We start from the raw sequence: 25,483 nt of genomic DNA, 5'->3' as shown, positions 1-25,483 counted from the left end.
AATAAGTAATTCATTTCTAATGGAGTAAAAATATGTATGCGTTTTCTTGTACAAGTATATGTTTCGGAAACCGATTTATTCTAATTATCCCTATTCATTCAGGCAATAAAACTATTATGAGCTACAATCATCAACCACATATGTTAATGCTTGCCTGCTTCATTTCACCGTGTAGGTTTTCATTCGTACATAAAGATTTATTTTACGAATTAGACCGACACATAAAAAAACACCGCAGCAGGCTTTCTCACAGCGGTGTAGGTATCGCTTATACATTTTTCAATACTAAATATAAACGATTGACACGTTCTTCCTTTTCGTCATTTGATGATAGATCGTACTTTTTTAATAGATGGAAGACTTCATTTAAGATGTCTTGAGTATGTTCTTTTTGAAAAAATTCCTCAAATAAATGGATTGTATCACTTGGTAAAAATTTTATTTGCTGCTCGTATTTAGCCTTTACATCATCGTGAGAATGATCTAATTTACATTCGCTCATTTGGTTCCCCTCCTTGTTTGTTTTATTTTACTACGCTTTTGAAAAAACACCAAAGTCAAATTGATGAACAGGGGCACATACTGATAATAGTGGTGTTAACTAAGGGACATTTATGTATAGGGGGGGCATAGGGATGATTCAATAGACAACTACCCTCTTACTATATGGGTTAGACTAAGACATGAGGTAAGACTTGTCTTTTTCACTGAATCATTTTGAATAAGGTTCTCCATAGTCTGAAATGAGCTCATTATTTCGCAATTCAACTGTAACAATGTACTCGTTTACAAAATAGACAATTATTTCAAAAAAGACAACTCATAAAATTTATTGAAATTTTAGAGTCGCCTTTTTTTCTTGAATTTATTTAAAATTGATTTGACCTACGACTTTTTTTGGTTTCTTCCACAACCACAGCCACCGTTTTTATATTTCTGTTTTATAGGATTCACTCCTCCTGGTATGGTATTGGATTTGATCTTATGTCCCATATAGGGTATGGATTCCGGAGATTGTTGCGATTCAAAAGATCTCTTTTGAATTTTTATTATCTGTTTTTTTATCAAAATTCTCCCTCCTGGATATTTAGGTGCTTTACTCTTAATTATATGTTTCATAAAAATATGACGTGTTTCGATTAAAACCCATTTTTTCTGTTTCAGGTAAAAACTCATAATATAAATAAAAGAAGCGGCGATCTGCTTGATCCGCCGTCTTCATTCACTCATCCACAACGATTAATTTCAATGGGATTACCTTACCCTCAATTATTTGAAAACAACCCACTTCTACTTTCCCTTTATAAAAAGAAACAATTAAATAGGCTAAATTCGGATAAGGATTATTTCCAATATCATGCGATGATGGATAGGCAGGTGAGCTTGGATGAGAGTGAAATATACCTGAAATCTTTTCACCAATTCCATTTGCATTCTTTGAAGTACGTTCGATTGACTCCTTAGACATAGTGAATCGGTTAGAATTAAGAGATTCATTTTTTATTTTCCATAGATTCATGCCATTAAATTGCGGTCCTGAAAGTAATCCGCAGGCTTCATGAGGTAGTGCTTGTTGACAATACAATATCATATCCTCATAAACTGCTTTTTTTATTTCAAAAGCAGGAATACGAAGGTCTAGATTATTCAAATCACCTTTGATTCCCGTAGTTTCCCATACCTGTGGGCTGGGTTGTTTTATTACGTAAGGTAAAGAAGTCCATTGTTCCATGCTGCGAATTTTGGCTTTTGGGCAGGGGCTGATAGCCACGCTGCTGTTGCATCATTCTTTGGAACCAGTCGGCTTGTTGTTGAAATTGTTGTTGAGTTTGTTGTTGAGTTTGTTGTTGAGCTTGTTGTTGAGCTTGTTGTTGACTTTGTTGTTGACTTTGTTGTTGAGCTTGTTGTTGGGCAGACTGTTCCTGCTGTACTGCAGGTTTAATCTGTTGAGCAGGTTGGCTTTGTATTGGTAAAGGCTGTTCAGGCTGGGATTGAACTGGCTGATCTGGCTTAAATTGCTGATACGAATTTTGATGCTCAGGTCTTGTTTGGGAAATAGGCTGTTGAATATATTGCTTAATAAAAATCTCTTTTTCCTCCAAAGTAGATTCCAAAGCATTAAATTGAGCTTTCATTTGCTTCATTTGCTTTTCCCAAGTCTCTCTGTCTTTTTCGTATTGATTAATTTTTAATCGATACAGTTCAATCTCTGCCTGGAATTTTTCCATCTGTTGAGCGAGTACACGTTCTCCATCCTTCTTAGCTTTATAGATTTCAATCTCTTTCGCTTGAAGCTCTGCAGTAAGCTTTAGATTATTCTGTTCCATTTCTTCCATTTTCACAATAGTTGCTTTTGTCTCTTTTAGTTCAGTTCTTAATTCATCAATTTGCTTGGACCAAGATCCTTTTTCGGTATCAAAATGCTCAGACTTTTCTTTATATACATTTACTTGATCTTGCACATGTTCAAGAACTTTAAGATAAGATTCTTTCTCACGCTGATAATGATCGGTAAGCATATTAAATTCATCAATTTTTGACTCTAAATCCTCTTTAAGCTTTAGTTTCTCTGTTTCGAATTTCTCAAGCTTCGATAAGGAACTTTGTGCTTTCAGCAATTCATTTCTCATGATCTCAATTTGGTGTTCTAACTCATTCTTTTTAGCCTCAGACTTCTCATATTCATCTTTAAGCAAAATGACTTCTTGCATGAGCATCTCCTTCTCTTTTTTAATTTGGTTAAGTTCAATAGTCTTTGCTTCCAATTGGTGTTTTAATGATGATGTCATCCGTACTAACTGCTTTGTCTCTGCGAAAACCTCATTTAAGTTAGAAGTGATTTTTTCTAGTCTTTTTTCATCGGATTGCCTTTGTGAAGATATGTTTGAAATACTTTCATGAATCGAAGTATTTTCCTCTTCAAGATGCGCAATCTTATTTAGGAGTGTAATTTTTTCCTCATTATACCGATTGTTTGCATCTTCTAATTTACTCATTTCCTTCACTTGGTTCTCCAGACGGTTTAACAGTTCTAATTTCAGTGATTCCAATTCTTTTATTTTGGCTTTTGCTTCTGATAATTCAGTTTGCAGATGACTAGCAGACTCAAGAGCAGTAGTTTTTTCTAATTCCAATTGGGTTATCTTTTGTTGATAAGATACGTTTTTCTGTTGTAATTGTTCCTGTTTTTCCTGGATTCCTTGAAAGTCATGGCCCATTTTTTCATTTTGCTTAAATAACCGATCATAATCCTCAGTTCTTTGTTTTAATTCTTTCTCCAGGTCCCTCAGTTCTTTTTTATACTGTTGGTTTTGTTCATAAGCTTCGGACAAATTAATGGATATTCTGTCTGCATGCTGCTTACTTGTTATTTCCTTTTCTCTATTTGTTTCTATCTGTTCCACATATTTAGCAATTTTCGCCTCCTGCTTTTTAATAATCTCCTGCAATTGGCTATTTTCAACTGCATGATCATTATCCAGCACTGTTCGGACAGTATTTTTTTCAAGCATTGTGATTCTTTTCTGCAAAGCTGTATTTTTCATAAGCAGCTCATTATAATCATCTATTAATTCATCTCTTGTTTGATTACTTTTTACTTCGGCTTTCGTTATTTCAGTGAGTTCTAAATTCAATCGCTCATTTTCGCCTTTCAACATTTTTATTTGTTCCAGGTACCTCCTATCTCTCGTCTGGCTGTCCGCTCGGTAATAGGAAAGTTCAGACTCTAGATGAATCACCTTCTGTTGAAGCTGTATGTGTGTCAGTTTATCAAACTGATTCCTTCTTATCATCAGTTTCTCCTCCTTAGTCATTAGCCCAGTTCTTTTTTTTCATTCTATGCTTACTGGGCAAAAGTGTAACTGGATAGAGGGAATACTCTTTTCATTCAGAAGTTATATGTTAAAAACACTAGAGATTCACAACAAATTTCATTAAATTAATTAGGCTTATTTCATAGATAATTTAAATCACACCTTTGATCTAAGGGAATATATTATGTATGGGTCAACTGTACGTAAAATTGCTTTCTCTAATTTCCCCCGTGATGTACAACTAAAAATACACTCTAGCCTAAACACAGATCTGGGATAATCGCATAGTATACAGTAGGCTCAGCCCTATTAACAAAACAGTTGAGGAGATGATTGTTTCATGGATTTTAAATCAATTAGCGGTGGCCAGGAAACTTTATGTATAAAAGTAAATAAAGTTTATGACTGGGTCACCCGCCAAGCAGATGTGCCGCTAATCGCCTTTACCGGCACTGATTCTCTTCTTGATATTGGATTTGATTGCCCAAGCGGCGTAACCCCTACTCCTGGCGGTGCAGGAGACCCATGTGCTTTTCTAGGCGGAAATCTGACAGTAGAATGCTTCCCTACTGATGAAGAAGGAAATCCAATTGATCCGTTAGCACCTGGAGCAATTCTTTGCCAGGAGATTCCACAGCCAGAAGGACGTGCAAGTGGACAGTTCCAGTTACCTGATGGATCGACTGTTACACTTCAGAAGGTAAAAGTTTTGAAAAAAGGATTTATCGTAGTTCGTGTATCAAATGCTGCTGGTCTAAGCTGTACTTCTGATCCAATACCTTGGGCTGTATCTGAGAAGTTCTTCCTATGTGCACCTCCAGGTACATTCCTTCAATGTGAAATTACAGACTTTGAGTGCGATGCAAACATCATTTGCCGTCAAGTCGGAATTACTCCAGGAGTATTCGAGTTCCAGCAGCTTGATATTTCAATCAATCTATGCCAAAACGTTCAAATGGAGGCTATGGTCAAACTAGAAATTACTGCAGACTTCTGTCAGCCACGCCCTGATATGCCGTTTGTCTGTCCGCCATTGGCATTCCCGCCTCAATGTCCAACAGTGTTTCCAGGACCTGGACCAACACCGACAGGGATGTAAAAAGAAATTAACTTCATACAGCATGTTAACTGAGGAGTTCCGCTCCTCTTTTTTGATTGTAAAATATTTCGAAACATTTCATCTCATTTTATGCATAGAATGTAAAGATATCTTCGGAATATTCAAGGGGGATCAATATGTTCTGGAAAAAAAATGCGAAGGAAACTGCTGACGCTTGTGTCTGGTTCAGCTATGCTGTTATGCTTCCAGATATTGATGAGGATGATAAGGAAGTGACTGTTATCGGGAATATGATTATCAAAAATACAGGTACTTCCATATTAAATAATCCAATGATTTGTATACGTATTAAGTCTCCTGAAAATGTTCGACTTGGCGGAAAAATCGGTTCTGTCACACATACTGCTTTAATGATAGATGGAACGAACAGCGAAGCATGGCACTACTTCCATGAAAACTGGAAGGAACAAGCAGAAAAAACTGGAGAGCATTGGCTCAAGCCTAACCGTCTTCAAAAATTAGAACCTGGTGAAAATTTAACGTTCGAAAATGAGCTGCGAATTCCAACGACAAAAAAAGAAAAATTCGTCTTGATTGAGGGGTTTTTCTATAGTGATGAGATCAAAAATGGAATCGGGACTTTGAACAATATTTCTATCAATCTGTAGGAGAATGCAATGAAAATCCTCTTTATTTCTTCAGGGTATAATGGAATCTATGACCATTTTGAAGCATGGATATTACAAGAGTTAAGCAAAAAACATGAAGTAAAGTACTTTCAGAATAAAAACGGCCTTCGTACATTACAAACACTGACAAAATCATTTATGCCAGATGCAGCAATCACAATGGTAGGCTTTAAACTGCCAATTAACATGATCCAATGGCTAAAAGTAAATAATATAAAGACTGCGATTTGGTTCACTGAAGACCCCTATTTTATGGATCAAACAGCTGAGCTTTCCCGTCATTACGACTTTGTTTTTACCATCGATACTGCAGCACTTGAATTTTATAAAAAAAATGGCCACAAGCAGGCTTACCAATTACCTCTTGCTACTGAACCAGAAATATTTAAGCCAAAAAAGATGGAAGGGATTTTTACAAGCGATATATGCATAGTTGGCTACCCTTATCCTGATCGAGTACAATATATCCAATTCCTTTTACAAAACACACCTTACAATATTAGGGTTGTAGGAAATTGGAAAAAACCTTTGTATTATTATCAAAATAATCCAAAACTAATCATTAATGAAGGCTGGTTCAAACCATCCATAGCAGCAGACTTTTATAACTGTGCAAAAATTATCTTAAATACACACAGGCCATTTAACTTGAAGCATAATCAAAACCGACTCGGCATTGAAGGAAAAAGCATTAACAATCGAACCTTTGATGTTGCCGCGTGTGAGGCCTTTCAATTAATTGAATTCAAAGAGGATTTACCTAACCACTTCATTGAAGATGAGGAAATAGCAGCTTTTAAAAATAAAGAAGAGCTGCTAAAAAAGATTGACTATTATTTGCAAAACGATATAGAGCGGCAAAGAATGGCGGCTAAAGCCAGAAATCGAGTATTAAAAGAGCATACTTTTGAGAAGAGGCTTGACAAATTAATTCATATTATTAGTAATGCCTCCACTTAATACTTCATTCTAATCAATCTAGCAATCATTATTTTAGGAAGAAGCGATTGAGATGACAATCGCTTTCCAGAGTCCTTTTATCTGTAATTCCCATACTTGGTCACCATGTTAGGAGTTTTTTTGACCATCACTTGAGATGGAGCAACTTTTGTCATCTGCACTGGCCTTCCATGATACCGGCCATCAGCTGAATATATTTTATTAATCTTATTGCATAGACACATAGGATCACCTCACCTTCTTAATGTACAATATGAAAAAATTAATTTTTTGCTTGTACTTCTGTACTGAATTGTCCAATTTAAAGGAATGGCTATATTAAGCCCTAAAAATACTCTTGATAATTTTGAACGAATATGATCCTGTTTTCTTCATAACCGTTTAAGTTTACTGTCCCTGTTGCATGGAGACACCACGGACGTATTTGCCTTGGAACTCCTACATCATATCCTGCTTTCTCAAATTCTAAACTTTGAGAAACATCATAGAAATGCCAGCCTTGGAATAATTCTTCCCTCCATTCGAGATCGTATTGGGTAACCATGATTAATCCATCGATCGCCTTAACCTTCTCATAATCTTCTATTACAGGGCGATTCGCTAAGGTTCCTATTGCTCTTTTGCCTTTAGGGGTATAATAGACAGCTCCATATACGAGCTTACTATTCCACCAAACCCCATTAGGGATTGTTTTGGCTCCTACCATCCCTAGCATTCCTAATTTAGGATATTTATTAAATAACGAAATGATATCGTAAATGAAAAGATTATTAAAAATATAAGTGTCCTGGTGAAGATATACTTTAAATTTAGCATCACTTCTTTTCATCCCTTGATTGTATCCTGATGTCAGACTTGAAGCATTCTCAATAGATATCGTTTCGATTTCATAGCCTTCTGGTATCTTTAGAGAATGAATATATTTTAATGCTGTATTGTATTTTTCAGCATGATTGACACAAGAAATAAAGCATATTTTTTGGTTATTCAATTTGCGGTCACCTCTTCATTCCTATCATTTTTAAATATATTCATAGATATTCATTCACTTTCATTCAATAGCATTTTGAAAGAGTATGTACGCTTTGACATTATAATTAAAAAGGGGCGATATAAGTGAAAGAAAACAATAAGGAAAGGTATCCGCTCGTTTCTATTTTAATTCCTACATATAACCGCCCACATTATTTTGAATTAGTTCTTTCTGATGGGTAATTGAATCAAAAAATAAGCAAAACAGATGCAATTACCTTTGGAATTGAAATTGGAAACCAAAACTTAATGAATTCACATAATTATATTGTTGAACCAAGTTTTTTGCAGCAAAAGAGAGAATGGGAACAAGCTTTAATTGAAGCTTTAAGATGGATTAAAAAAGGCTTTCATTAATATCGAAAAGACAAAACTGAAAATTAAAATAGATTACTTCAATCCCAGGAGCTTGTTCATTAAGAATTACGTTCCCTTTAATTTCTGGCTTTAATATTTGCTAAATTCTGAAGTTAGATTACTCATTACTCTTGGCCAGTTATATTTCTGTGCTGTTTGTATGGCATTTGCGGCAAGATAATTTGCCAGTTCTCTATCTGTTAGTACTCTATAAATTGCATTTGCTACACCATCGGCATCTCCACTATTGACCATCAGACAGTTATGACCATCTATACAAAATTCTTCGTTTCCATTCGCTCTCGTAGTAACTACAGGCGCACCGCATGCCATTGCCTCTAGAATGGGCATTCCGAATCCTTCGTGGTAAGATGTTTGGACGAATACCCCACAATTCGCGTAAAGGTAAGCTACTGTTCGATCATCAGGGACAGAAAAATGCAAAGCAGGGATACGGGGAATATTTGGTGATTCTAGACCGAACGTAACTAGAGATACATTACTTAACATTTGATGAACCTTTTGTACTGCTTCAGCCGTGACATGAAATCCCTTCAAATGTTGACTTCTTCTACTACATGCCAAAATGCGAAGCGGATCATAATCATGCGTTCTATTCGGCCTGAAAACATCATGATCAATAGCGATTGATACATTTGCGGCCTGCTTTTGAAAACGCTGTGCCAATTGTTGAGTTGTCCAGTCTGCTACCGTTAAGTAATTAATATTCTTCTGGTAGGTTTGATGAACTCTTGCCCTCATTTCTGGTGAATGAGGATAATAACTTTCTTCAATATCCTGTACAAGGTAAAATGGAATGCCTCGTCCATTTTGGAGCGGATCACAGCTATTCACTACGGTGTCGAGTGTATTCCACCAAGTGGCAACTTTTATTGCATCCATAACCTTAAGCTGCTGAAGCATTTTCTGATAGTTTTTAAATCTCCTAGTCTGTACCTTTAGCGGAAACCAACGCGGGTGATTATCTAATGAAAACAAATGAACCCGATAACCCATATCATGTAAATGATTTATGTGTTCAAAAACATTCTTAACTCCTCCTGATACACCATTAGCTTCAAGTATATAAACAATCTCTCTATGATTTAAGGATGTGATAATAACCCCTCCATTTCAAATCAAATTGTTTCCTAGCTTCAAAATCCTTATGCTTATAGAAATTGATTTTTTGATGTCCCCCTCTTGTTTGGCCTTCCAAATGAATGGCTGCCGCTGGCCCGCAGTAAACCACCCTCCATCCTTTTAATCTTGCTCTGAAGCAATATTCTACATCCTCAAAACCAGTAAAAAAATCTTCAGAGAAAAGACCTAAATCTGCAACGGCATCCTGTTTTATTAGTAATAAGGCACCTGTAACAGCATGAACGTCATCAACGGCAAGGGCAGGTGGATAATCTGCGGGCATGCCAACGTATCGATGAAGAAGCTCTCCACTCATTCCCCCATGCTGAATCGTTTGATTAGGATAAAGCAATCGTGCACCTATCACGCCAATTTCAGGTGAGCTTTGTATGGTACTAATCATTTTCTTTAGCCATTCAGGTTCATGAAAAATAACATCATTATTAACGAGTGCTATATGTTTACCTCTTGCTTGTCTTATCCCTTGATTAACGGTACAGCTAAAACCCTCATTCGGGTTTTTTAGGATTACTTTAATATTTTCCTGTGATCCCCATTGCAAAAGCTGCTGTTGAATATGCATGGCACTTCCATCGTCAACTACGATAATCTCATAAGAAGTTTTCGTTATAGTGGCTTTAAGTGTGTTTACACATTGTTTCACTAAATCAACTTGATTAAAGCTTGGAATGATGCAGCTTACTATATCTTCGAAATCAGCTTTCCAAGGAGGATTAGGAGAACTTAGAAGTGAAATACATTCTCCAGATGTTAAAATATTTTCTAAAATTTTCAGCCGGTTCCCACTTTTCTTAAGCACTCCAACAAATCCATGCATTCCTCCCTTATCGGGCTCACGAAATAGCAATTCCCTGTATAAGCACTGCACAAATAGAGTTTCATTTGCTTGAAAAAATGTTCTTAAAATTCCTGGGATTGTTTGATTATGTCTTGCATGTATGGCAGGCGGGTGATTGTAATGCTGCAAACATTCATTACTTTGTATGACTGAATTGATAATAGATATTTTGCTGTAGCCAGACATGAAAAGATTATGGTAATGCTCGATTTCAATGGAATTCGGTTCCCGTAGTAATAACCCCTCATATAAACTAATAGCAAACTCTGGTCCATCTTTTTGGTAAATCTCAAATAATTTTTGAATGATTCTCAATTCAACCCCTCCAAAGAAAAATATTCAAATATTAATTGTTCGTAGAAATCGTGAAGGCCAAACAAAAAAGTGGAAAATGATTTTTATTTCTATGGAGGATTTACTTAGTAAAAAGTGCAACGCATTCTGGAGATGTTAAAATCGATTCAATGACAGAAATCCTGCTGCCGCCATGTCTAAGAATATTTATAAAGCCATACATCCCTCCTTCATCAGGTTCACGAAACAGTAATTCTCGGTATAGGCATTTAACAAATACAGTATCATCGTATTCGTTAAATGTTCTAAAAACTTCTATAATCGTTCGATTGTATCTATTTAGAGTATTTAGCGGCTGGTTGAAATGCTGACCACATTCATCACTTTGCAAAATGGCCCCTATAATAGATATTTTGCTAACGCCAGAGAATAATAAATTTCGATAATGGTCCAATTCTAGCGGTTTTGGCTCCCGCATTAGTAATTCCTTAAATAAACCATTAATGTATTCAGAGGACTCACATCGAAATAACTGGTGGATTTTTTCCATTACTCTAAATTCGTTTTCATGATAGGAATTTATTTTATTTGTACCATCTTGAAACCTTCCGCCAGTCAATTGGTTTAAAGCAAATGATAAATCCATTGCAGCCTGATCATAGGTAAATGTTTGGTCAATGAAGATTTTTAATTTATTGCCTCGATCGGCTGCTTCTTTATTTTTTACAAAGATGTTTCTCATCCTTTGTTTCAAATGTTCAACAGAAGCTTCTGCCCATAACTGATCACTTCTATATCCGTGATAATGAGATTGTGGCTTTACTGGTACAAAATGATAAGGAATTAAATAACTATTTTCTTCATTAAGAAAGTCAAGATGACCTCCCCATGCTGTCGCAATGACCGGAAGACTCCTTTTGCCAGCTTCAAGCATTGGGTAGCCAATTCCTTCCCCTCGACTTGGAAGAACGAAAGCATTGCAATGATTATATAAACCTTCCATTTCGAATTCATTTCTAATGGACAAATCAATATAATATCTTCCAGGGTCTTTATATTTTCTGCTCTCCGCTGCGATCAGTTCTTCGATCTTTTGGTTATTGTGTGCTCCAGTTTTAATAATAAGCACTACATCTTCTTTTGATGAAAATTCTTCGAAATAGGCTTTGAGCAATAAATCATACCCTTTTCTTTCTATCCATGTGAATATGGATAAAAAACGAAATTGAGGAAGCTGATGAATGTAATATGGAACTTGACTAGAAAAAGAATGTAAGGTTTCTGGAGATAAACATGGTCTTATTTTAAATACTGGAACTTTTAAACCAGCTTGGCGCATGACCTGAACATTATGTTCACTTGAAACAAACACCGCATCCATTTCATTACACTTGCTTATCCAATGATCAGGAATTTTTGATGTTTCCCAATAAGTGAATCCAATCGTTAGTCCAGGCATCCGTTTCCATGAATCTGGAGTTTGATGTAAGATATATACTTGATTTCCATAAACATTTGGCTTCTCAATTAATTGTCTGAATAGATTGCTTTGACCTGGAGGCAGATTTAATTGATAACCATTGTTAATTAAATCCAGTTTTACATCGATTCCTTTTGAATGTAAGGCTAAAAGATATTCCCTAGCGGCTCTGCTATAACCCGAATGATCATAAACTGATCCTTTCCAGACAATTTGCATGATCACCTCTCCATTTTCCTTCATTCATAAAATGATTAAATTAGTATTTCTCGAAACCTGTCCATCATTCTCTCTGCACTTTTAGACCATGTATAGCTTGATAAGACGGTAGCTTTTGCAAGCTGCCCCTTATATTCAGCTTCATTTTGATTCATATAGACATGTCTCATTAAAGATCTTAAGTGATCTTTATCTGGTTCAGCCCATGAAAGTTCGGTATTCCAGGCATGTAGCTTTTGATAGTCTTTCACATCAATAAGATAGCCATTTGTATGATTAATAAAATCAAGATGAGCTGACCAATTAGTGGTAATGACAGGAAGACCTGTTGCCATCGCTTCCATCACAGTCATATTCCAGCCTTCACCTCGTGTAGGCAGAACATAGCAATTCACACTGTTATATAACTGTACTATTTTCTCTTCATTCCAATCATCGGTTGTAGAAAAAAAGATAATTGAACTTCTATTTCTTCCAGCAATTTGATGAACAAATTGATTGACCCTCTCCTGCTGCTGACGAATCTCTTCTTGGCTGCTTGCGCGGATTTTAATAATTAAGCAAACATCCTCTTCTTCACTAAACTCTTCAACAAATGCTTGCAGCAATACATCGTATCCCTTGCGTGCATCCCACCCAGATGAACTCATAATTAAAAAGGAAAAACTGCGTTTACCGTTAATATTTAAAGGTGAAACTCCTGGCCGGTAGATGTTCGTGTTGACTCCCAACGGCATTACTTTAAGTTTTTGAGGCTGAACTCCACTATGAATAAAGGTATGATAATTAAACATGGATGGAACCCATATCTCATCCATTTGATTACAACTATGTTCCCACCCCATTGGAAGCCTATTGCATTCAAACATAGTCAAGCCAATGCTATAGTGATTTGGGTCCTTTTTTAAATAACTCGGAATAAAGTTATAAAAAACGAGATGGTTCTCCTGTATAGATCGATGAGAAAGACTTTTTAACAAAGACACTTCATTTGGATCTAGCGATATAGGTTCTCTCTCATTTACACAAGGTGTAAACCGAATATTTGCCCCTTGTTTAATCATTTCTAATATTAATGAGCGATTTAATTTTGCATAGCCTGTTGGTTCAAAAAAGGATCCAAAGTTATGAATGTTTACCTGATTACCGTTCAGCAAACTCAATCACCTCCTAAAATCTAACTATTTCTTTACATGTTATGTTCTGTCTAGGACAAGCGGAACAAGGTCAATTGCCTTTTTTCCAAAAAATTAAGACAGTCCGGTTAAATCTTCAAAAAATATACGATCATTCTTCTTATTATTTCCTAATAGCTTGTTCCATTTAAATTTTTCCAGCATATTCTACTATTACTAAGTACTCTAAAGCTTTGGTTAGAAACTTTAAAAATTCCATTCAAAGACTTTCATTTACTTACAATATCACTGCTTTCTTGTTTAGTTTAATGGAGAACACGTAAAAAAATTGGAGGTTTGGTATATGAGTGTTTTAGATAGAGACACTTTTTTTAAACTTTTTGGTAGGGGTACCTTTTATGGTGAGTTATCTATTTATTTAGGTTTAAATGATATCGAGCCAATATTAGCATTCGTACAAACTTTTCATTTAAAAACAATCATTGAAATTGGCATCCAACGTGGGGCGACTGCAAAAGCTATTTTAGATAATTGTCCTTCTATAGAAAGATATATCGGTATAGACCTTACACCACACTCTCAAACTACCTTGTCTATTCAACAAGAAGAAGTACCTCAAATTGCCGGAGAATTAGTTAAGGATTATCATCAAGTCGAGCTAATTTTAACACCAAATGGTACAAGAGATTTATCTCCCGGCCATCTCCCAGCAGCAGATTTAATATTAATTGACGGAGATCATTCTGCACAAGGTGTTATTTTAGATACCATATTAGCGCGACAAACGATTCGAAAAGGCGGAATTATTTGCTGGCACGATTATGGAAATTCATTAGTACCAGACGTAACAAAAGTAATAGATGATTTGAATACAATAGAAGGAAATCATATTTTTCTAATTGAAAATGGATTTTTATGTTTTCAAATTTGCAGGGACGGAAGATAGTTCTCCATTACAAGAAAATACGGTAGAGTAGCTGGGAAGGCTACTTTCTACCGTATTTTCTTTGTCATTTTTCAATTAATATCAGTTAAATATTCTTGTACATGTGAAAACTTGTCATTGATATTTTTCAAGATCCTTTTCTACCATCATTTTCACTAGCTGATCAAAACTTACCTCAGGTTCCCATTTTAGATTTTGTTTTGCCTTAGCTGGATCCCCTAACAATATATCTACTTCAGCAGGACGCATAAAACGAGGGTCTTGTAAGACATAATCCTGCCAATCTAACCCAACATGTTTAAAAGCAATCTCTACCAGCTCTTTAACAGTATGAGATTCACCAGTAGCAATAACAAAATCATCAGGCTCTTCTTGCTGCAGCATCAGCCACATAGCTTTCACATAATCTCCGGCAAACCCCCAATCTCGTTTGGCGTCTAAATTTCCTAAAAGGAGTTTTTCTTGAAGTCCAAGCTTTATTTTGGCTACCGCATCCGTCACTTTTCTCGTAACAAACTCAATTCCACGGCGTGGAGATTCATGATTAAACAAAATTCCAGAGCATGCATACATGTCATAGCTTTCACGGTAGTTTACCGTAATCCAATGACCATATACTTTTGCTACACCATATGGACTTCGGGGGTAAAAGGGGGTCTTTTCGGTTTGGGGGATTTCCATCACTTTACCAAACATCTCACTGCTTGAAGCTTGGTAAAAACGAGCATCCGGTTTAGATAAACGGATGGCCTCAAGCATATTTGTGACACCTAGTCCTGTAACCTCTCCAGTATAAATGGGCTGTCTCCAAGAATCTCCAACAAATGATTGTGCTGCTAAATTATAAACTTCATCTGGTTTGATTATCTGAACCGCTTCAGCCAAAGAAGTTATATCACGAAGGTCTCCTGAAAAAAATTCAATTTCATTTTGTATATGTTTGATATTTTCAAAATTGGGTGTAGCCGTTCTCCTTTTTAATCCGTAAACTTTATAGCCTTTATCTAAAAGCAGCTCAGCAAGGTACGAACCGTCTTGACCTGTAATTCCAGTGATTAATGCTTTTTTCAATTGTCAGTCCTCCCTATTATGCAATGGTATATCATATGAAAGAAATCTTTGTTCAATCAGTTTTCTGCGGATTTTCCCTCGTCATGTTTTCGTTATTTAGTATTTTTTTGATCATCTGTTCTTTAGATTTGTGACACACTATTATTCCTTCATTTGTTGAAGCGATAATAAGATCCTCTACCCCAATAAGAATAGTTTTCCGATCAGAATAGACGATGCAATTTTTTGATGAAGCTGACATTACATCACCATTTTGGTAATTATTATTTTGATCAGATGATTGGATACGTCCCAAAGAAGTCCATGATCCTATGTCATCCCAATCAAAATTTACTGGGACAGTGAACACATTCTCCGCCTTCTCCAAAATCGCATAATCAATGGACACCTTCGGTAATAAAGAATAGACTTCTTGTAATTTAGTTTGATTGTCATTGATGAGTTTCCACATCTCTGGCTGATGCTTGTAAAAGTTATAGGCTATAGTAGAAGGTTTCCAAATGAAAATGCCACTGTTCCAAAAAACATTCTCATTCAAAATCAATTCTTTCGCTTTTTTTAATTCCGGCTTTTCGATAAATTCTTCTACTAGATAGGCTGATGAAGAAAGCGGGGATATTTTATTTGCATTAATATAACCGTATCCTGTTTCTGGTCCAGTTGGACGGATACCTAGCGTAACGATAGAATCATCTCGCTCAGCTAATGTTTCTGCAAGTATAAGCGCATTTTGGAAGGCTAGCTCATTTCCAATATATTGATCAGACGGAGCCATGACGAGGACTTCATCGTCTTTTTGATTGAGAAAATGTAAAGCGGTCAAGGCAATACATGGTGCTGTATCACGTTGATCAGGCTCCAGAATAATTTGGGTTTTCTCTAATTCGGGCAATTGATCCTTTACTAAGGGCATGTACTTTTCAGTTGTAACAACAAACACCCTTTCAGCAGGAAGCCAATTTCTAAAACGCTGATATGTCTCTTGAAGCATTGATTGATTTGAAATTAAGTTCAGAAACTGTTTAGGTTTTTCTTCTGAACTTAATGGCCAAAAACGTGTTCCCTTCCCTCCCGCTAGAATAATTGCTTTCATATTTTTCAACACCTTTTCATATTTTAATAACTTTAAAACTTCTACTATTTAATTAAGGATGAGATACGATTGCTTCAAAATTACCATTTATCGTAAAACCCCCTATACCTGCTGGTAAAATAATGTGATCGCCTTTTTGAATGTTGTAGGTTACCCCATTTACTATTAATATTCCAGAGCCATAAATCATGCTGACTAATTGAAACGGCTGGTCTTGTACCATTTTTGCCTCTTCGTGAATTTCCCATTTATACACGGTGAAATCCCTTGTCTGAATAAAAGTGATAATCGTATTTTTATTTGGTTTTTTAACAATTGGTTCTATTTGACTCTTTATATTTGGAACTGTAATAACATCAAGGGCTTTTTCTAGATGAAGCTCACGACTTGTCCCATTTGTATCCTTTCGGTCATAATCATAGATCCGATAAGTAATATCAGAACTTTGCTGAGTTTCCAGTACTAAAATGCCATCACATAAGGCATGGATGGTTCCTGAAGGCACATAAAAAAAGTCACCAGGTTTCACAATAATTCGATTTAGCAACTGATCCCATAGACCGTTTTCCAAACTATATGCTAGTTCTTCTTTCGTTTTAGCTTTATGTCCAAGTATGATTTCGGCATTTTTTTTGCAATCAATAATATACCAGCATTCGTTTTTTCCAAGTTTCTCATTTTCATACTTTTCCGCATATTTGTCACCTGGATGTACTTGGACAGATAAATTTGCATTTGCATCAAGGATCTTTGTCAGAAGTGGAAAGACAGGAGACGTATAGTTTCCAAACATTTTACGGTTATTTTCCCATAGCTCACTAATAGTTCTCCCTTTATATGTTCCATTTTTTATTATACTGTGTCCGTTTGGATGCCCAGAAATCGCCCAGCATTCACCCGTTTTTTTTGAAGGAATTTGATAACCAAATTGGGTAAGTAAAGCAGCACCTCCCCAGATCCTTTCTTTAAAAACTGGATCTAAAAACAAGGGTTGAATCACGCGTTTCCCCCTTTCTCCCTAATTTTTTTCAATATACCTAATAATTAACTTGAATATTTTCGCTCGTTGTATGCCTTTACACAAAATGAGAAATATTTTTCGATAAAACGGGATAAATGTACGTAAAATTTTTAGGGGAAGTACAACTTTTAAGTATTATATGGGGTTATAACTGAAGTGTGTGGTTGACTACCTATTGCTTTAGGAAAACTAATAAATAAAAAATCTTCCCTTATCAATATGCAAAAAATTCTGCATATTCCTTTTCAGGGAAGTGTACAATCCTACACGTATTCCTTATAATGACAAACTAGGATTCTCCTATTTTCCTCATAACCATACATGTTCGGTTTTCGTGTATCATGCAGACACCAATGACTGATTTGTTTTGGAACGCCTATATCATAGCCTGCTTTCTCAAATTCCAAGCTTTGGGAGACATCATAAAAATGCCAACCTTTAAATAAATCTTCTCTCCATTCAAGGTCATATTGTGTAATCATGATTAAACCGTCAATAGCCCGTACCTTTTCATAATCTCCTTTTACATCAAGATGTGATAATAGACCTATTTTTCCTTCACCATCAAATGTATGATAAACAGATCCGTATACTTTGGGACTTTTCCACCATAATCCATTTGGTGTTGTGATTGCACCTACAACTCCAAGCATACCTAACTTAGGGTATTTCTCAAATATGGATATAATATCGAATATAAAATTTCTGTTTAAGATATACGTATCTTGATGAAGATACACTTTGTATTTGGCATCACTCTTTTTCATTCCTTGGTTGTAACCCGATGTCATGCTACTTGCTTGCTTAATCGAAATTGTTTCGATTTCATATCCATCTGGAACCAGCAAGGAATTTATATACTGTAATGCAGTTTTGTACTGCTTTAAATTATTTACACATGATATAAAGCATATTTTTTTTTTGTTCACCTAGGTCTCTCCTCTTTTTTAGATTTGAAATATTGTTTTTCAAAAATTATTAACCTCAAACCCCCCATGTCTAAAGTATGCTTTAAATTCAATAAGTTTAAAATGTGTCAAAAAAAGTGTCCTTGCGATACTTTTAGGACACCTTTTTCAATAATAGATAGCAAGAATTGTATTACACATGACTAATCTATATAATCAAACTTATTTATTAATACGTTTTCCTCACCATTTTCTCCAATATACTGCGTGATTATCAATTGGTATAAGCGGTTCTTTTATGTTATGCGCATTACGAAAATCTTTAATTGCCGGCTCACAAGTTGGCAAAATATAATCATCAACGATAATAAAACCACCATATGAAACTTTATCGTATAAATTGGTCAAACTATCCATGGTAGATTCATAAAGATCTCCATCAAGTCGTAAGATTGCTAATTTTTCAATTGGAGCAGTAGGTAACGTATCCTTAAACCATCCTTTTAGAAATTGCACTGATTCGTCTAATAAGCCATATTTTCGAAAATTATTTTGTACTTCTTCTAAAGACACACGCAGGTAATCAAGTGTATGCAGTCCGAGTCCTCCTTTATCCTTCGGGTATTTCTTTTCATTTGGAACTGGCACTCCCTCAAATGAATCTGCCACCCACACCTTCCGATCATCAACTCCGTGAACTTTTAGGAAACCACGCATAAAAATACATGCCCCTCCGCGCCATACTCCTGTTTCGATAAAATCTCCTTCAATATTTTCTCTCAATACTGTCTCCATACACATTTGTAAATTATCCATACGCATTTTTCCAATCATACTATGAGCACATTTTGGCCAAATTTCTCCCATTCTATGTTTCTCAGGATTTACAGCAGAATCCTTATAAACTAAGCCTGAGTACAAATCCTCTTCGTGTTCCTGCCAAATCTCAAACAAAATTACCTTTTTTAATAATTCAAGATAACTCTCTATTCCTTGTTCTAATTTCATAAATATCCTCCTTGGAAATTAGGTAAAGTAACCATCTTTTGATTATTAAATCAAGAAAGTCCAGTATACTTACTTAACTTTTCATATCGCTTTTGTAATTCGGTAGCTCTTTGTATTATTTCATTGAACTTCTTACTATTCCCTTTAGGGAATAGTACACCTAATCCAAATGCATGTTTAAATTCAAAAGCAGGATAATCTTCCTTTAGCATATTCCATAATTTATAAACACCAAATTCATTATCATAAAATGAAATATCATGAAATAATATTACTCCATTATCCGAGAGTTTAGGTAGCCACGTTTGATAATCATGGCTGACTGCCTCAAAAGTGTGATATCCATCAATATGTAAAATATTGATGGATTGATCTTCAAACCTACTAACCGCCTCATCAAATGTAGTACGAACTAATTCAGCTATGCTGGAATAATAAAGATCAACAATATCCTTAACTGTAAGAAAAACATCTTCCCCATAAAGACCGCTGTGCTCGTCACCTTGCCAAGTATCGATTGCAAAACATTTGCTTGATAGTCCTTCATCCTTAAGTGCTTGGCAAAAGCTAAAGAACGATGCTCCGTAGTGAGTACCAAGTTCAACTATTTTTTTTGGTTTCATAAACCTAACTAAATCATAGGCAAAATTTCGATGGCCACTCCATGCTGAATTATCCTTTATAGAAATATGATAATTATCATATTCAAATAAAGGCTTATAATATATCCAATCCATTTATAATCCTCCCTATATTAAATCCTGAAAACAAACAAATTTGATATTGTTAATCAATGTAATAATTGTAATGTTGCGAAAATTTCTTCCAATTATCATCATAACCATTTAAATTTACAATTCCGCAATCATGAATACACCAAGGAGTGATTTGTTTCGGAACTCCTACATTATATCCAGCTTTCTGGAATTCCAAGCTTTGGGAAACATCATAAAAATGCCAGCCTGGAATTAGATCTTCTCTCCAAACAAGATCATATTGAGTGATCATTATTAATCCATCAATAGCACGAACTTTCTCATAATCCTTTTTTATAGAACGGCAAGATAATAACTCTATCTCCCCTTTACCTTTAGGAGTTTGATAGACGCTGCCATAAATACTCGGACTGTGATACCAAATTCCATTAGGGATTGTTTTTGCACCTATAACCCCTAGCATGCCCAATTTGGGATATTTTTCAAATAAGTAAATAATATGGTATATGAAGTTTGAATATAAAATATTTGTATCTTGATGAAGATACACTTTGTATTTTGCATCACTCCTTGCCATTCCCTGATTATATCCTGATGTAAGACTAACAGCATTTTCAATGGCAATCGTTTCAATTTCATAATCATCTGGTACCTTTAAAGAATGAATATATTGTATTGCTATGTCGTACTCTTCAAAATTATTAACACAAGAAATAAAGCTTATTTTTTTAGTATTCAATTTGTTTTCACCTAATTCTAATATTAATTACTCCCTTAATAAATTTTATTTCTTTTTCAAATTTCATAACTCATGTATTTAGCTTTTCAATAATTTATTCATAAATTTCCTTTTGGTTAATCTGATTTAAACTCTAAGGTTGTTGATTTTGCCCATTATTTTATAGTGTAATTAAACTTTAAATTACAGCAAAAGATTGACAATATTGACATTTATGGCGGAAATAAAGTAAGAATACCCTAAGGTTGAGGAATCTACAGCTACATAATCTTATTTTTAAGATACTGAATTTGTTCACTGTGAAAGGCGTTTATAAATTCTATTACATTAGTACATATTTGAAAAGCTACTAACAATTTCATAAATTTCACATATGATACAGAAGATATTTTAAGATGAAATAAGAAGAAACATTACCGAGAAATCTGCACCTATAATCAATTTTCTATGTCTTCTTAGTAAATTCCGAGGAGGAATTATATTGAAATATTCAATTATCATTAGATGTTATAATACTCTCCCCTTGATTAAGAAATGTATTGAAGCTGTACTCCAATCTACTGATGATAAAACAGAAATTATATTAATTAATAATCATCCACCTCAAAAATCGGCAATTGAGTATTTGCAAAATTTAAATCATCCACGAATCATTGTGCTGAACCCTGGAAAAAATATAGGGAATTTAGAAGGGTTTCATTTAGGAGCAAGACATGCCAATGGTGAGAATCTTGTCATACTTGATGATGATATTATTGTTCCAAATAATAATTGGATTCAAATTATGTCTCAGTCACTATCAGATTTTCCAAATTTAGCATATACAGCATTATTATGTTCACATATTCATTTGTATCTTTTATCTAATAAAGATCCCCATGATACAGTTATTCATAAACCGGAATATGTTTTTCAACTCACAAATAATGTCGTAATATTTGGATGTGTAATGCTTAAAAAGTCTTTCTGGGAGAAATACTTTTCCGACATAAAGCTCACTCACATAGCACTATATGATATTGATAGGTTGTATAAATTGAAAGCTGATGAAATTGGAATGAAAACAGGTTATATTATTTCACATATGGCAGATCACTTAGGTCGTACTCAAGAATCAGATCTTGTTTACTGTGCTTGGAAAATACTCTATGTTTTTGGACTGACTACAGAAGAATACGTAGATTGGAGAAAAAACAAAACTAAATTTACTATTGAGGAAGAAGAACTTCTTATAAACAATGAATACTCTGACCTTAATATTGCAGAACTAAAAACTCTAATTGCAAATTCTTCTTTTCAATAGTAAATCTAAAAGTTGCAGAATTAAGATTATATAAAACCTAATCATATATTAAGACAATAAACAAACAAATTATTATTATTACCTTTGCATAACCCAAAAAATCAATGACTAAAGGAAGGTTAGGAAATGGGGAAATTACTAAATTATTTCGAATCAAATAATGGTCGGTTAATAAATAAATGGACGCACTATTTCGAAATATACGAACGTCATTTTGAGCGTTTTGTTGGACAAAAAGTGAATATATTAGAAATAGGGGTTTATTATGGCGGTTCACTTCAAATGTGGAAACATTATTTTGGTGACAAAGCCACTATTTGGGGTCTAGACATTAATCCTCTTTGTAAATCATTTGAAGAGGATCAAATAAATATAATCATTGGTGATCAAGGTAGTAAGGATTTCTGGAACCAAATAAAACCTACATTACCAATCTTTGATATTATCATCGATGATGGTGGACATTTTATGTACCAGCAGAAGATTTCGTTTGAGGAAATGTACTCAGTTCTTTCCCCAAATGGGGTCTACCTTGTAGAAGATTTGCATACAAGTTACCTGGAAGAGTATGGTGGTGGATACAAAAACCCTGCTAGTTTTATTGAATATTCAAAGAACTTAATCGATAGTCTGAATGCCTCGTTTTCTAGAGATCCTCAATTATCAGTAAATTCATTCACTACAACTACTTGGTCAATGAGTTATTATGATAGTGTTTTAGTTATCGAAAAAAAGCCAAAGGAACAACTAATAAATAAAACGACAGGAACACAAAGTTAAAGTCCCCCAATTATTACCATACTGGGGGACTTGTTTCCTTTGCTTGATTTATATTGGCCTTTTTTAATAGTAAAAAAATCATATATTTTTAATTAACTGGTTATGAATATAATCAGCTATTCGATCAGAAGAACCGTCAATCTTGTAAAACAGATCGTTCAAATATTCATCTTGTTTTTCCATATATTCATTAAAATATTGGGGATCATCTTGCAATTTCTTGATTACAATTATTAATTCCTGAGGTGTTTTTACATAGTGAAACTTTAATAGTTTTTCTTCTATTATTGAATGACAAATTTTTATTACTGGTTTATTTAAGGCCGCTGCCTCGTAAATGGCGGTAGAATAATCTCCAACAACAATATTTGCCTGTTCTATTAAATCAATAATATTATCAAACTTTAAGATTTGTTCTGGTCTTATGATACCTTTTAGAAGATATTCTTGTAAGTAATCCGGAGGAGAGCCAGGATGCAGTTTAAATATTACTTCTATATTTCTTATTTGACTGATACCTTCAATGAACATTCTTTCATTTTCTTTCCTCACCTGATCCATTTTCGGAGAATAGGCAAATATATATAGAATTTTTAGTTTGGTATTTCCTGTTTCTTTTTTCTTAGATAATATTTTATTTTTCCCAAAGACATCTTTCCGAATTTGTTCTATTTTTGGATTCCCTATCACTATATTTGGTGGGGCGTTATCCATCTGATTTAAAAGTCGTTTATCCCAATCCCCCCATAAAAATACTAAGTCTGCACCATTATAATCATGAGCAATACTATTATACATTAAAACTCCGTGTTGAATTAAAACGACTTTGGGTTGAATATATAATGACTTAATAGCATTTATACAACCAGGGGCAGTAACAAAATGAATGCCATAAATACATTTAGGTCTTATTATGTTAAGAAGGATAGTCGAATAACTTCGATCAATTGCAACAGAGTAAGTTTTATAAAACGGATGTAATTCTGTATTTTTCAACAGAACTTGATAATACTCATTTGCACGTTGAGAGATATTAAATTTATCTTTGAATTGATCAAGATAGATAATATTAACTTCACTTGAAAGCATTGACAAATTAGGAGAATATTTGTTTTCTATCAGCATACTTACAGATAAACCCTTTTTGACTAGACTATTGGCAACAGGGAATAATAGATACTCAAGATCTTGACGATAATGACCAAACATAAACAAAACATCTGAAGTATTATCCATTATTTCAAAATACTCATTAATATATAACCCATATTCATTTTCAACTATTTTCCCATTCATTCCTGCCTTAATTTCTGTTTCTGTTCTTGCGTAAGACCAAACACGGAGATTACAAATTTCCCCTTTAAAATATCCGTATGCAAACCCACCAAAAATGCCTGAAGCATACAATATATTCATTGTACTTGTTAACCCTTTCTTTATAAAATTCCCATTGATAAATAGGTATGGCGTCTTTTCGTCATAAACTACCCCAATATGAGTCCAACCATCTATTAGCACAGGATGAACTAAGGTTGCAGGTAAATGAAATGCAGTATGTTCATAAATTGAAACCCCGTTTCTTCCAATTGATATTCCTATACCAGCTTGATTATCCAATTGTCCATGTCCAGGTGCAACAATATAGTTTTTTCCAATTAGACCAGAACCACCTGTTAGCGATTCTTCATCTATTTTATGTTCTGCGTAAGGCTTAACCCAGAATTCATAAGTAAAGGAATTATATAGATCAGTAAGCAATGGCTTTATAATTATTTGCTCTCCCCCATTAAAAGTTTTTAAACCAATTTGATCCATTCCCAACACCTCGTAACTTTTTATATATTTGGGCAAGACACTCCCTAATCTCATTTTTATTTTTTACCTTAATCTAAGAATTTTGTTGCAATAATAGCATTTTGTGGTAATAAACAAGGGATCTCATCTATAATAGGATATGCTAATAAACTATCTTGGGAGTAGTATGCATTAAATCTCCTGAAGATATCTGTTTTAGTAACTGGGCAACACAATGGATTAACAACCACTGTATTCTTATCCTTTCGTTTTCTTATAATCATAAGACCAGTAGGATTTAATGGATTTGAATTATTTCCAAACAACTTATGTTCAATAATATTAAAACCAAGTTTCTTTGCTGTTGAGTACAATTTTGTTATATAACCATTTTCCAACATTCTCTGTCTAGATTTTACATCTGCAAATTCATAGGAAGGTTCTAACAAGATCAAAAATTTATTTGTAATTCGATAGAGTTCTCTTAAAGCCTCTTCTTCCCTTCCACCATTAGGTTCAATTGAATGTGATGTATAAACAATATCTATTGAATCATCTTTTAATGGAGTATTAAATAAATCACCAGTAAACAATTTTACATTATCTAAATTTAAACTATTAACAAAACTATTTGCATATTTAATTCTTGACCAAGAAATATCGAATCCATAACATTTTTCGGGCCTTGAATTTAAGCCTGAAATAGTTGGACATAGTGTAGTAGCTTCTCCTACTCCTACTTCTAGTATTGATTTGCATTCACCTAAGTCATTAATAATACTTGCTAATTTGCGGCCATATACTTCAAAATCTTGTGGTCTTTTCTTGTATTCTTCAATATATGTCCCTGCTTGAAAATCATAGCTAATCAATATATCTTCTAGTGAATTTATTTTTCGCTTATCTAAGTGCTTTAAATATTTTATTATATTTTCGTTATTAATATATATTTCTTTAATTTTATTTAGATATCCCAGTTTATCCATAGATCAATCAACACCTGACTTTTTTAGGGAATTGTCATTTCAAAAAACTAAAGTCTTGTTCCTTAACTAACTCT

At 34.3% G+C, this 25,483-nt stretch carries 25 protein-coding genes; 7 read left to right on the top strand and 18 right to left on the bottom strand.

The genetic code is table 11. The features are described from left to right. Window positions 1–268: 268 nt before the first annotated feature. The 4 genes from AN957_RS12645 to AN957_RS12630 all read right to left on the bottom strand — a co-directional run bounded on the left by AN957_RS12645 (window position 269) and on the right by AN957_RS12630 (window position 3,794). Window positions 269–502 carry a hypothetical protein gene (locus tag AN957_RS12645; RefSeq protein WP_053475857.1) on the bottom strand — a complete coding sequence of 78 codons (234 nt, stop codon included), beginning with the start codon at window positions 500–502 and terminating at the stop codon, window positions 269–271. A gap of 383 nt (window positions 503–885) precedes the next feature. After that, complete coding sequence (locus AN957_RS12640) at window positions 886–1,068, bottom strand: hypothetical protein (protein WP_053475856.1); 183 nt, start codon at window positions 1,066–1,068, stop codon at window positions 886–888. 154 nt (window positions 1,069–1,222) lie between these two features. Next, entirely contained in the window at window positions 1,223–1,732 is a 510-nt protein-coding gene (locus tag AN957_RS12635; protein WP_082446559.1) for a M67 family metallopeptidase, read from the bottom strand. Next, entirely contained in the window at window positions 1,653–3,794 is a 2,142-nt protein-coding gene (locus AN957_RS12630) for a coiled-coil domain-containing protein (protein ID WP_056684446.1), read from the bottom strand. The genes AN957_RS12635 and AN957_RS12630 overlap by 80 nt, the downstream gene beginning before the upstream one ends. A gap of 361 nt (window positions 3,795–4,155) precedes the next feature. On the opposite strand from AN957_RS12630, the gene AN957_RS12625 reads away from it, so the two are divergent. The 3 genes from AN957_RS12625 to AN957_RS12615 all read left to right on the top strand — a co-directional run bounded on the left by AN957_RS12625 (window position 4,156) and on the right by AN957_RS12615 (window position 6,524). Continuing rightward, window positions 4,156–4,914 (top strand): BMQ_0737 family morphogenetic spore coat protein, encoded by a 759-nt coding sequence (locus tag AN957_RS12625; RefSeq protein ID WP_053475853.1) that lies wholly within the window; start codon window positions 4,156–4,158, stop codon window positions 4,912–4,914. Window positions 4,915–5,051: 137 nt separating this feature from the next. Beyond that, window positions 5,052–5,543, top strand: coding sequence for a hypothetical protein (locus AN957_RS12620; protein ID WP_053475852.1), 492 nt, complete (start codon window positions 5,052–5,054; stop codon window positions 5,541–5,543). A 9-nt stretch (window positions 5,544–5,552) separates the two neighbouring features. Then, window positions 5,553–6,524 carry a CgeB family protein gene (locus AN957_RS12615; protein WP_056684444.1) on the top strand — a complete coding sequence of 324 codons (972 nt, stop codon included), beginning with the start codon at window positions 5,553–5,555 and terminating at the stop codon, window positions 6,522–6,524. A 325-nt stretch (window positions 6,525–6,849) separates the two neighbouring features. Here the strand turns inward: AN957_RS12615 and AN957_RS12610 are convergent, their stop codons facing one another. Then, window positions 6,850–7,515, bottom strand: a complete 666-nt coding sequence (locus AN957_RS12610; RefSeq protein ID WP_053475850.1) for a glycosyltransferase family protein — start codon at window positions 7,513–7,515, stop codon at window positions 6,850–6,852. A 224-nt stretch (window positions 7,516–7,739) separates the two neighbouring features. On the opposite strand from AN957_RS12610, the gene AN957_RS27725 reads away from it, so the two are divergent. Beyond that, entirely contained in the window at window positions 7,740–7,913 is a 174-nt protein-coding gene (locus AN957_RS27725) for a hypothetical protein (RefSeq protein WP_156319108.1), read from the top strand. Between the two features lie 90 nt (window positions 7,914–8,003). Here AN957_RS27725 and AN957_RS12605 read toward each other — a convergent pair whose 3' ends face one another. The 4 genes from AN957_RS12605 to AN957_RS12590 form a co-directional block, all read right to left on the bottom strand. Continuing rightward, window positions 8,004–8,816: a glycosyltransferase family 4 protein gene (locus AN957_RS12605; protein ID WP_231690062.1), complete on the bottom strand. Its 813-nt coding sequence runs from the start codon at window positions 8,814–8,816 to the stop codon at window positions 8,004–8,006. Window positions 8,817–9,012: 196 nt separating this feature from the next. Further along, a complete protein-coding gene (locus AN957_RS27720; RefSeq protein WP_142108883.1) occupies window positions 9,013–10,230 on the bottom strand; it encodes a glycosyltransferase family 2 protein in 1,218 nt (405 codons plus the stop codon). Between the two features lie 100 nt (window positions 10,231–10,330). Further along, on the bottom strand, window positions 10,331–11,908 hold the full coding sequence (locus AN957_RS12595; RefSeq protein ID WP_053475848.1) for a DUF4214 domain-containing protein: 1,578 nt from the start codon (window positions 11,906–11,908) through the stop codon (window positions 10,331–10,333). A 35-nt stretch (window positions 11,909–11,943) separates the two neighbouring features. Beyond that, window positions 11,944–13,065 (bottom strand): glycosyltransferase family 4 protein, encoded by a 1,122-nt coding sequence (locus AN957_RS12590; protein WP_231690061.1) that lies wholly within the window; start codon window positions 13,063–13,065, stop codon window positions 11,944–11,946. Between the two features lie 322 nt (window positions 13,066–13,387). On the opposite strand from AN957_RS12590, the gene AN957_RS12585 reads away from it, so the two are divergent. Next, window positions 13,388–13,990 (top strand): class I SAM-dependent methyltransferase, encoded by a 603-nt coding sequence (locus AN957_RS12585; RefSeq protein ID WP_053475847.1) that lies wholly within the window; start codon window positions 13,388–13,390, stop codon window positions 13,988–13,990. Window positions 13,991–14,104: 114 nt separating this feature from the next. Here AN957_RS12585 and gmd read toward each other — a convergent pair whose 3' ends face one another. From gmd to AN957_RS12550, 7 genes are all read right to left on the bottom strand, one after another. Continuing rightward, complete coding sequence (gene gmd / locus AN957_RS12580) at window positions 14,105–15,061, bottom strand: GDP-mannose 4,6-dehydratase (RefSeq protein WP_053475846.1); 957 nt, start codon at window positions 15,059–15,061, stop codon at window positions 14,105–14,107. 52 nt (window positions 15,062–15,113) lie between these two features. Further along, window positions 15,114–16,154, bottom strand: coding sequence for a mannose-1-phosphate guanylyltransferase (locus tag AN957_RS12575; protein ID WP_053475845.1), 1,041 nt, complete (start codon window positions 16,152–16,154; stop codon window positions 15,114–15,116). 52 nt (window positions 16,155–16,206) lie between these two features. Then, window positions 16,207–17,154: a mannose-6-phosphate isomerase, class I gene (gene manA, locus AN957_RS12570; RefSeq protein ID WP_053475844.1), complete on the bottom strand. Its 948-nt coding sequence runs from the start codon at window positions 17,152–17,154 to the stop codon at window positions 16,207–16,209. Window positions 17,155–17,438: 284 nt separating this feature from the next. Further along, complete coding sequence (locus AN957_RS12565) at window positions 17,439–18,104, bottom strand: glycosyltransferase family protein (RefSeq protein ID WP_056684442.1); 666 nt, start codon at window positions 18,102–18,104, stop codon at window positions 17,439–17,441. Window positions 18,105–18,326: 222 nt separating this feature from the next. After that, window positions 18,327–19,091 (bottom strand): TylF/MycF family methyltransferase, encoded by a 765-nt coding sequence (locus AN957_RS12560; protein ID WP_053475842.1) that lies wholly within the window; start codon window positions 19,089–19,091, stop codon window positions 18,327–18,329. A gap of 50 nt (window positions 19,092–19,141) precedes the next feature. Further along, window positions 19,142–19,828, bottom strand: a complete 687-nt coding sequence (locus AN957_RS12555; protein ID WP_053475841.1) for a class I SAM-dependent methyltransferase — start codon at window positions 19,826–19,828, stop codon at window positions 19,142–19,144. Window positions 19,829–19,877: 49 nt separating this feature from the next. Next, complete coding sequence (locus tag AN957_RS12550; protein WP_053475840.1) at window positions 19,878–20,546, bottom strand: glycosyltransferase family protein; 669 nt, start codon at window positions 20,544–20,546, stop codon at window positions 19,878–19,880. A 481-nt stretch (window positions 20,547–21,027) separates the two neighbouring features. Between AN957_RS12550 and AN957_RS12545 the strand changes: the two genes are divergently transcribed. Both AN957_RS12545 and AN957_RS12540 read left to right on the top strand, forming a co-directional pair. Then, window positions 21,028–21,849 carry a glycosyltransferase family 2 protein gene (locus AN957_RS12545; protein ID WP_056684439.1) on the top strand — a complete coding sequence of 274 codons (822 nt, stop codon included), beginning with the start codon at window positions 21,028–21,030 and terminating at the stop codon, window positions 21,847–21,849. Window positions 21,850–21,975: 126 nt separating this feature from the next. Then, window positions 21,976–22,629 carry an O-methyltransferase gene (locus tag AN957_RS12540; protein WP_053475838.1) on the top strand — a complete coding sequence of 218 codons (654 nt, stop codon included), beginning with the start codon at window positions 21,976–21,978 and terminating at the stop codon, window positions 22,627–22,629. A 78-nt stretch (window positions 22,630–22,707) separates the two neighbouring features. Here AN957_RS12540 and AN957_RS12535 read toward each other — a convergent pair whose 3' ends face one another. After that, complete coding sequence (locus AN957_RS12535; protein WP_056684436.1) at window positions 22,708–24,444, bottom strand: LamG-like jellyroll fold domain-containing protein; 1,737 nt, start codon at window positions 24,442–24,444, stop codon at window positions 22,708–22,710. A gap of 68 nt (window positions 24,445–24,512) precedes the next feature. After that, a complete protein-coding gene (locus AN957_RS12530) occupies window positions 24,513–25,409 on the bottom strand; it encodes a methyltransferase domain-containing protein (protein ID WP_056684435.1) in 897 nt (298 codons plus the stop codon). Window positions 25,410–25,483: the final 74 nt, after the last annotated feature.

Source organism: Cytobacillus solani, assembly GCF_001420595.1.
GTDB classification, from domain to species: domain Bacteria; phylum Bacillota; class Bacilli; order Bacillales; family Cytobacillaceae; genus Cytobacillus; species Cytobacillus solani.
Note: the sequence above shows the minus strand (reverse complement) of the source record. Positions and strands in the feature narration are given on the sequence as shown.

Coding starts and splice junctions, on each gene's coding strand:
- AN957_RS12630 (WP_056684446.1), bottom strand. CDS start 3,794: ATGATAAGAAGGAATCAGTTTGATAAACTGACACACATACAGCTTCAA.
- AN957_RS12535 (WP_056684436.1), bottom strand. CDS start 24,444: ATGGATCAAATTGGTTTAAAAACTTTTAATGGGGGAGAGCAAATAATT.
- AN957_RS12615 (WP_056684444.1), top strand. CDS start 5,553: ATGAAAATCCTCTTTATTTCTTCAGGGTATAATGGAATCTATGACCAT.
- AN957_RS12585 (WP_053475847.1), top strand. CDS start 13,388: ATGAGTGTTTTAGATAGAGACACTTTTTTTAAACTTTTTGGTAGGGGT.
- AN957_RS12575 (WP_053475845.1), bottom strand. CDS start 16,154: ATGAAAGCAATTATTCTAGCGGGAGGGAAGGGAACACGTTTTTGGCCA.
- AN957_RS12635 (WP_082446559.1), bottom strand. CDS start 1,732: ATGGAACAATGGACTTCTTTACCTTACGTAATAAAACAACCCAGCCCA.
- AN957_RS12620 (WP_053475852.1), top strand. CDS start 5,052: ATGTTCTGGAAAAAAAATGCGAAGGAAACTGCTGACGCTTGTGTCTGG.
- AN957_RS12560 (WP_053475842.1), bottom strand. CDS start 19,091: ATGAAATTAGAACAAGGAATAGAGAGTTATCTTGAATTATTAAAAAAG.
- AN957_RS12595 (WP_053475848.1), bottom strand. CDS start 11,908: ATGCAAATTGTCTGGAAAGGATCAGTTTATGATCATTCGGGTTATAGC.
- AN957_RS12540 (WP_053475838.1), top strand. CDS start 21,976: ATGGGGAAATTACTAAATTATTTCGAATCAAATAATGGTCGGTTAATA.
- AN957_RS12530 (WP_056684435.1), bottom strand. CDS start 25,409: ATGGATAAACTGGGATATCTAAATAAAATTAAAGAAATATATATTAAT.
- AN957_RS12625 (WP_053475853.1), top strand. CDS start 4,156: ATGGATTTTAAATCAATTAGCGGTGGCCAGGAAACTTTATGTATAAAA.
- AN957_RS12645 (WP_053475857.1), bottom strand. CDS start 502: ATGAGCGAATGTAAATTAGATCATTCTCACGATGATGTAAAGGCTAAA.
- AN957_RS12555 (WP_053475841.1), bottom strand. CDS start 19,828: ATGGATTGGATATATTATAAGCCTTTATTTGAATATGATAATTATCAT.
- AN957_RS12605 (WP_231690062.1), bottom strand. CDS start 8,816: ATGGATGCAATAAAAGTTGCCACTTGGTGGAATACACTCGACACCGTA.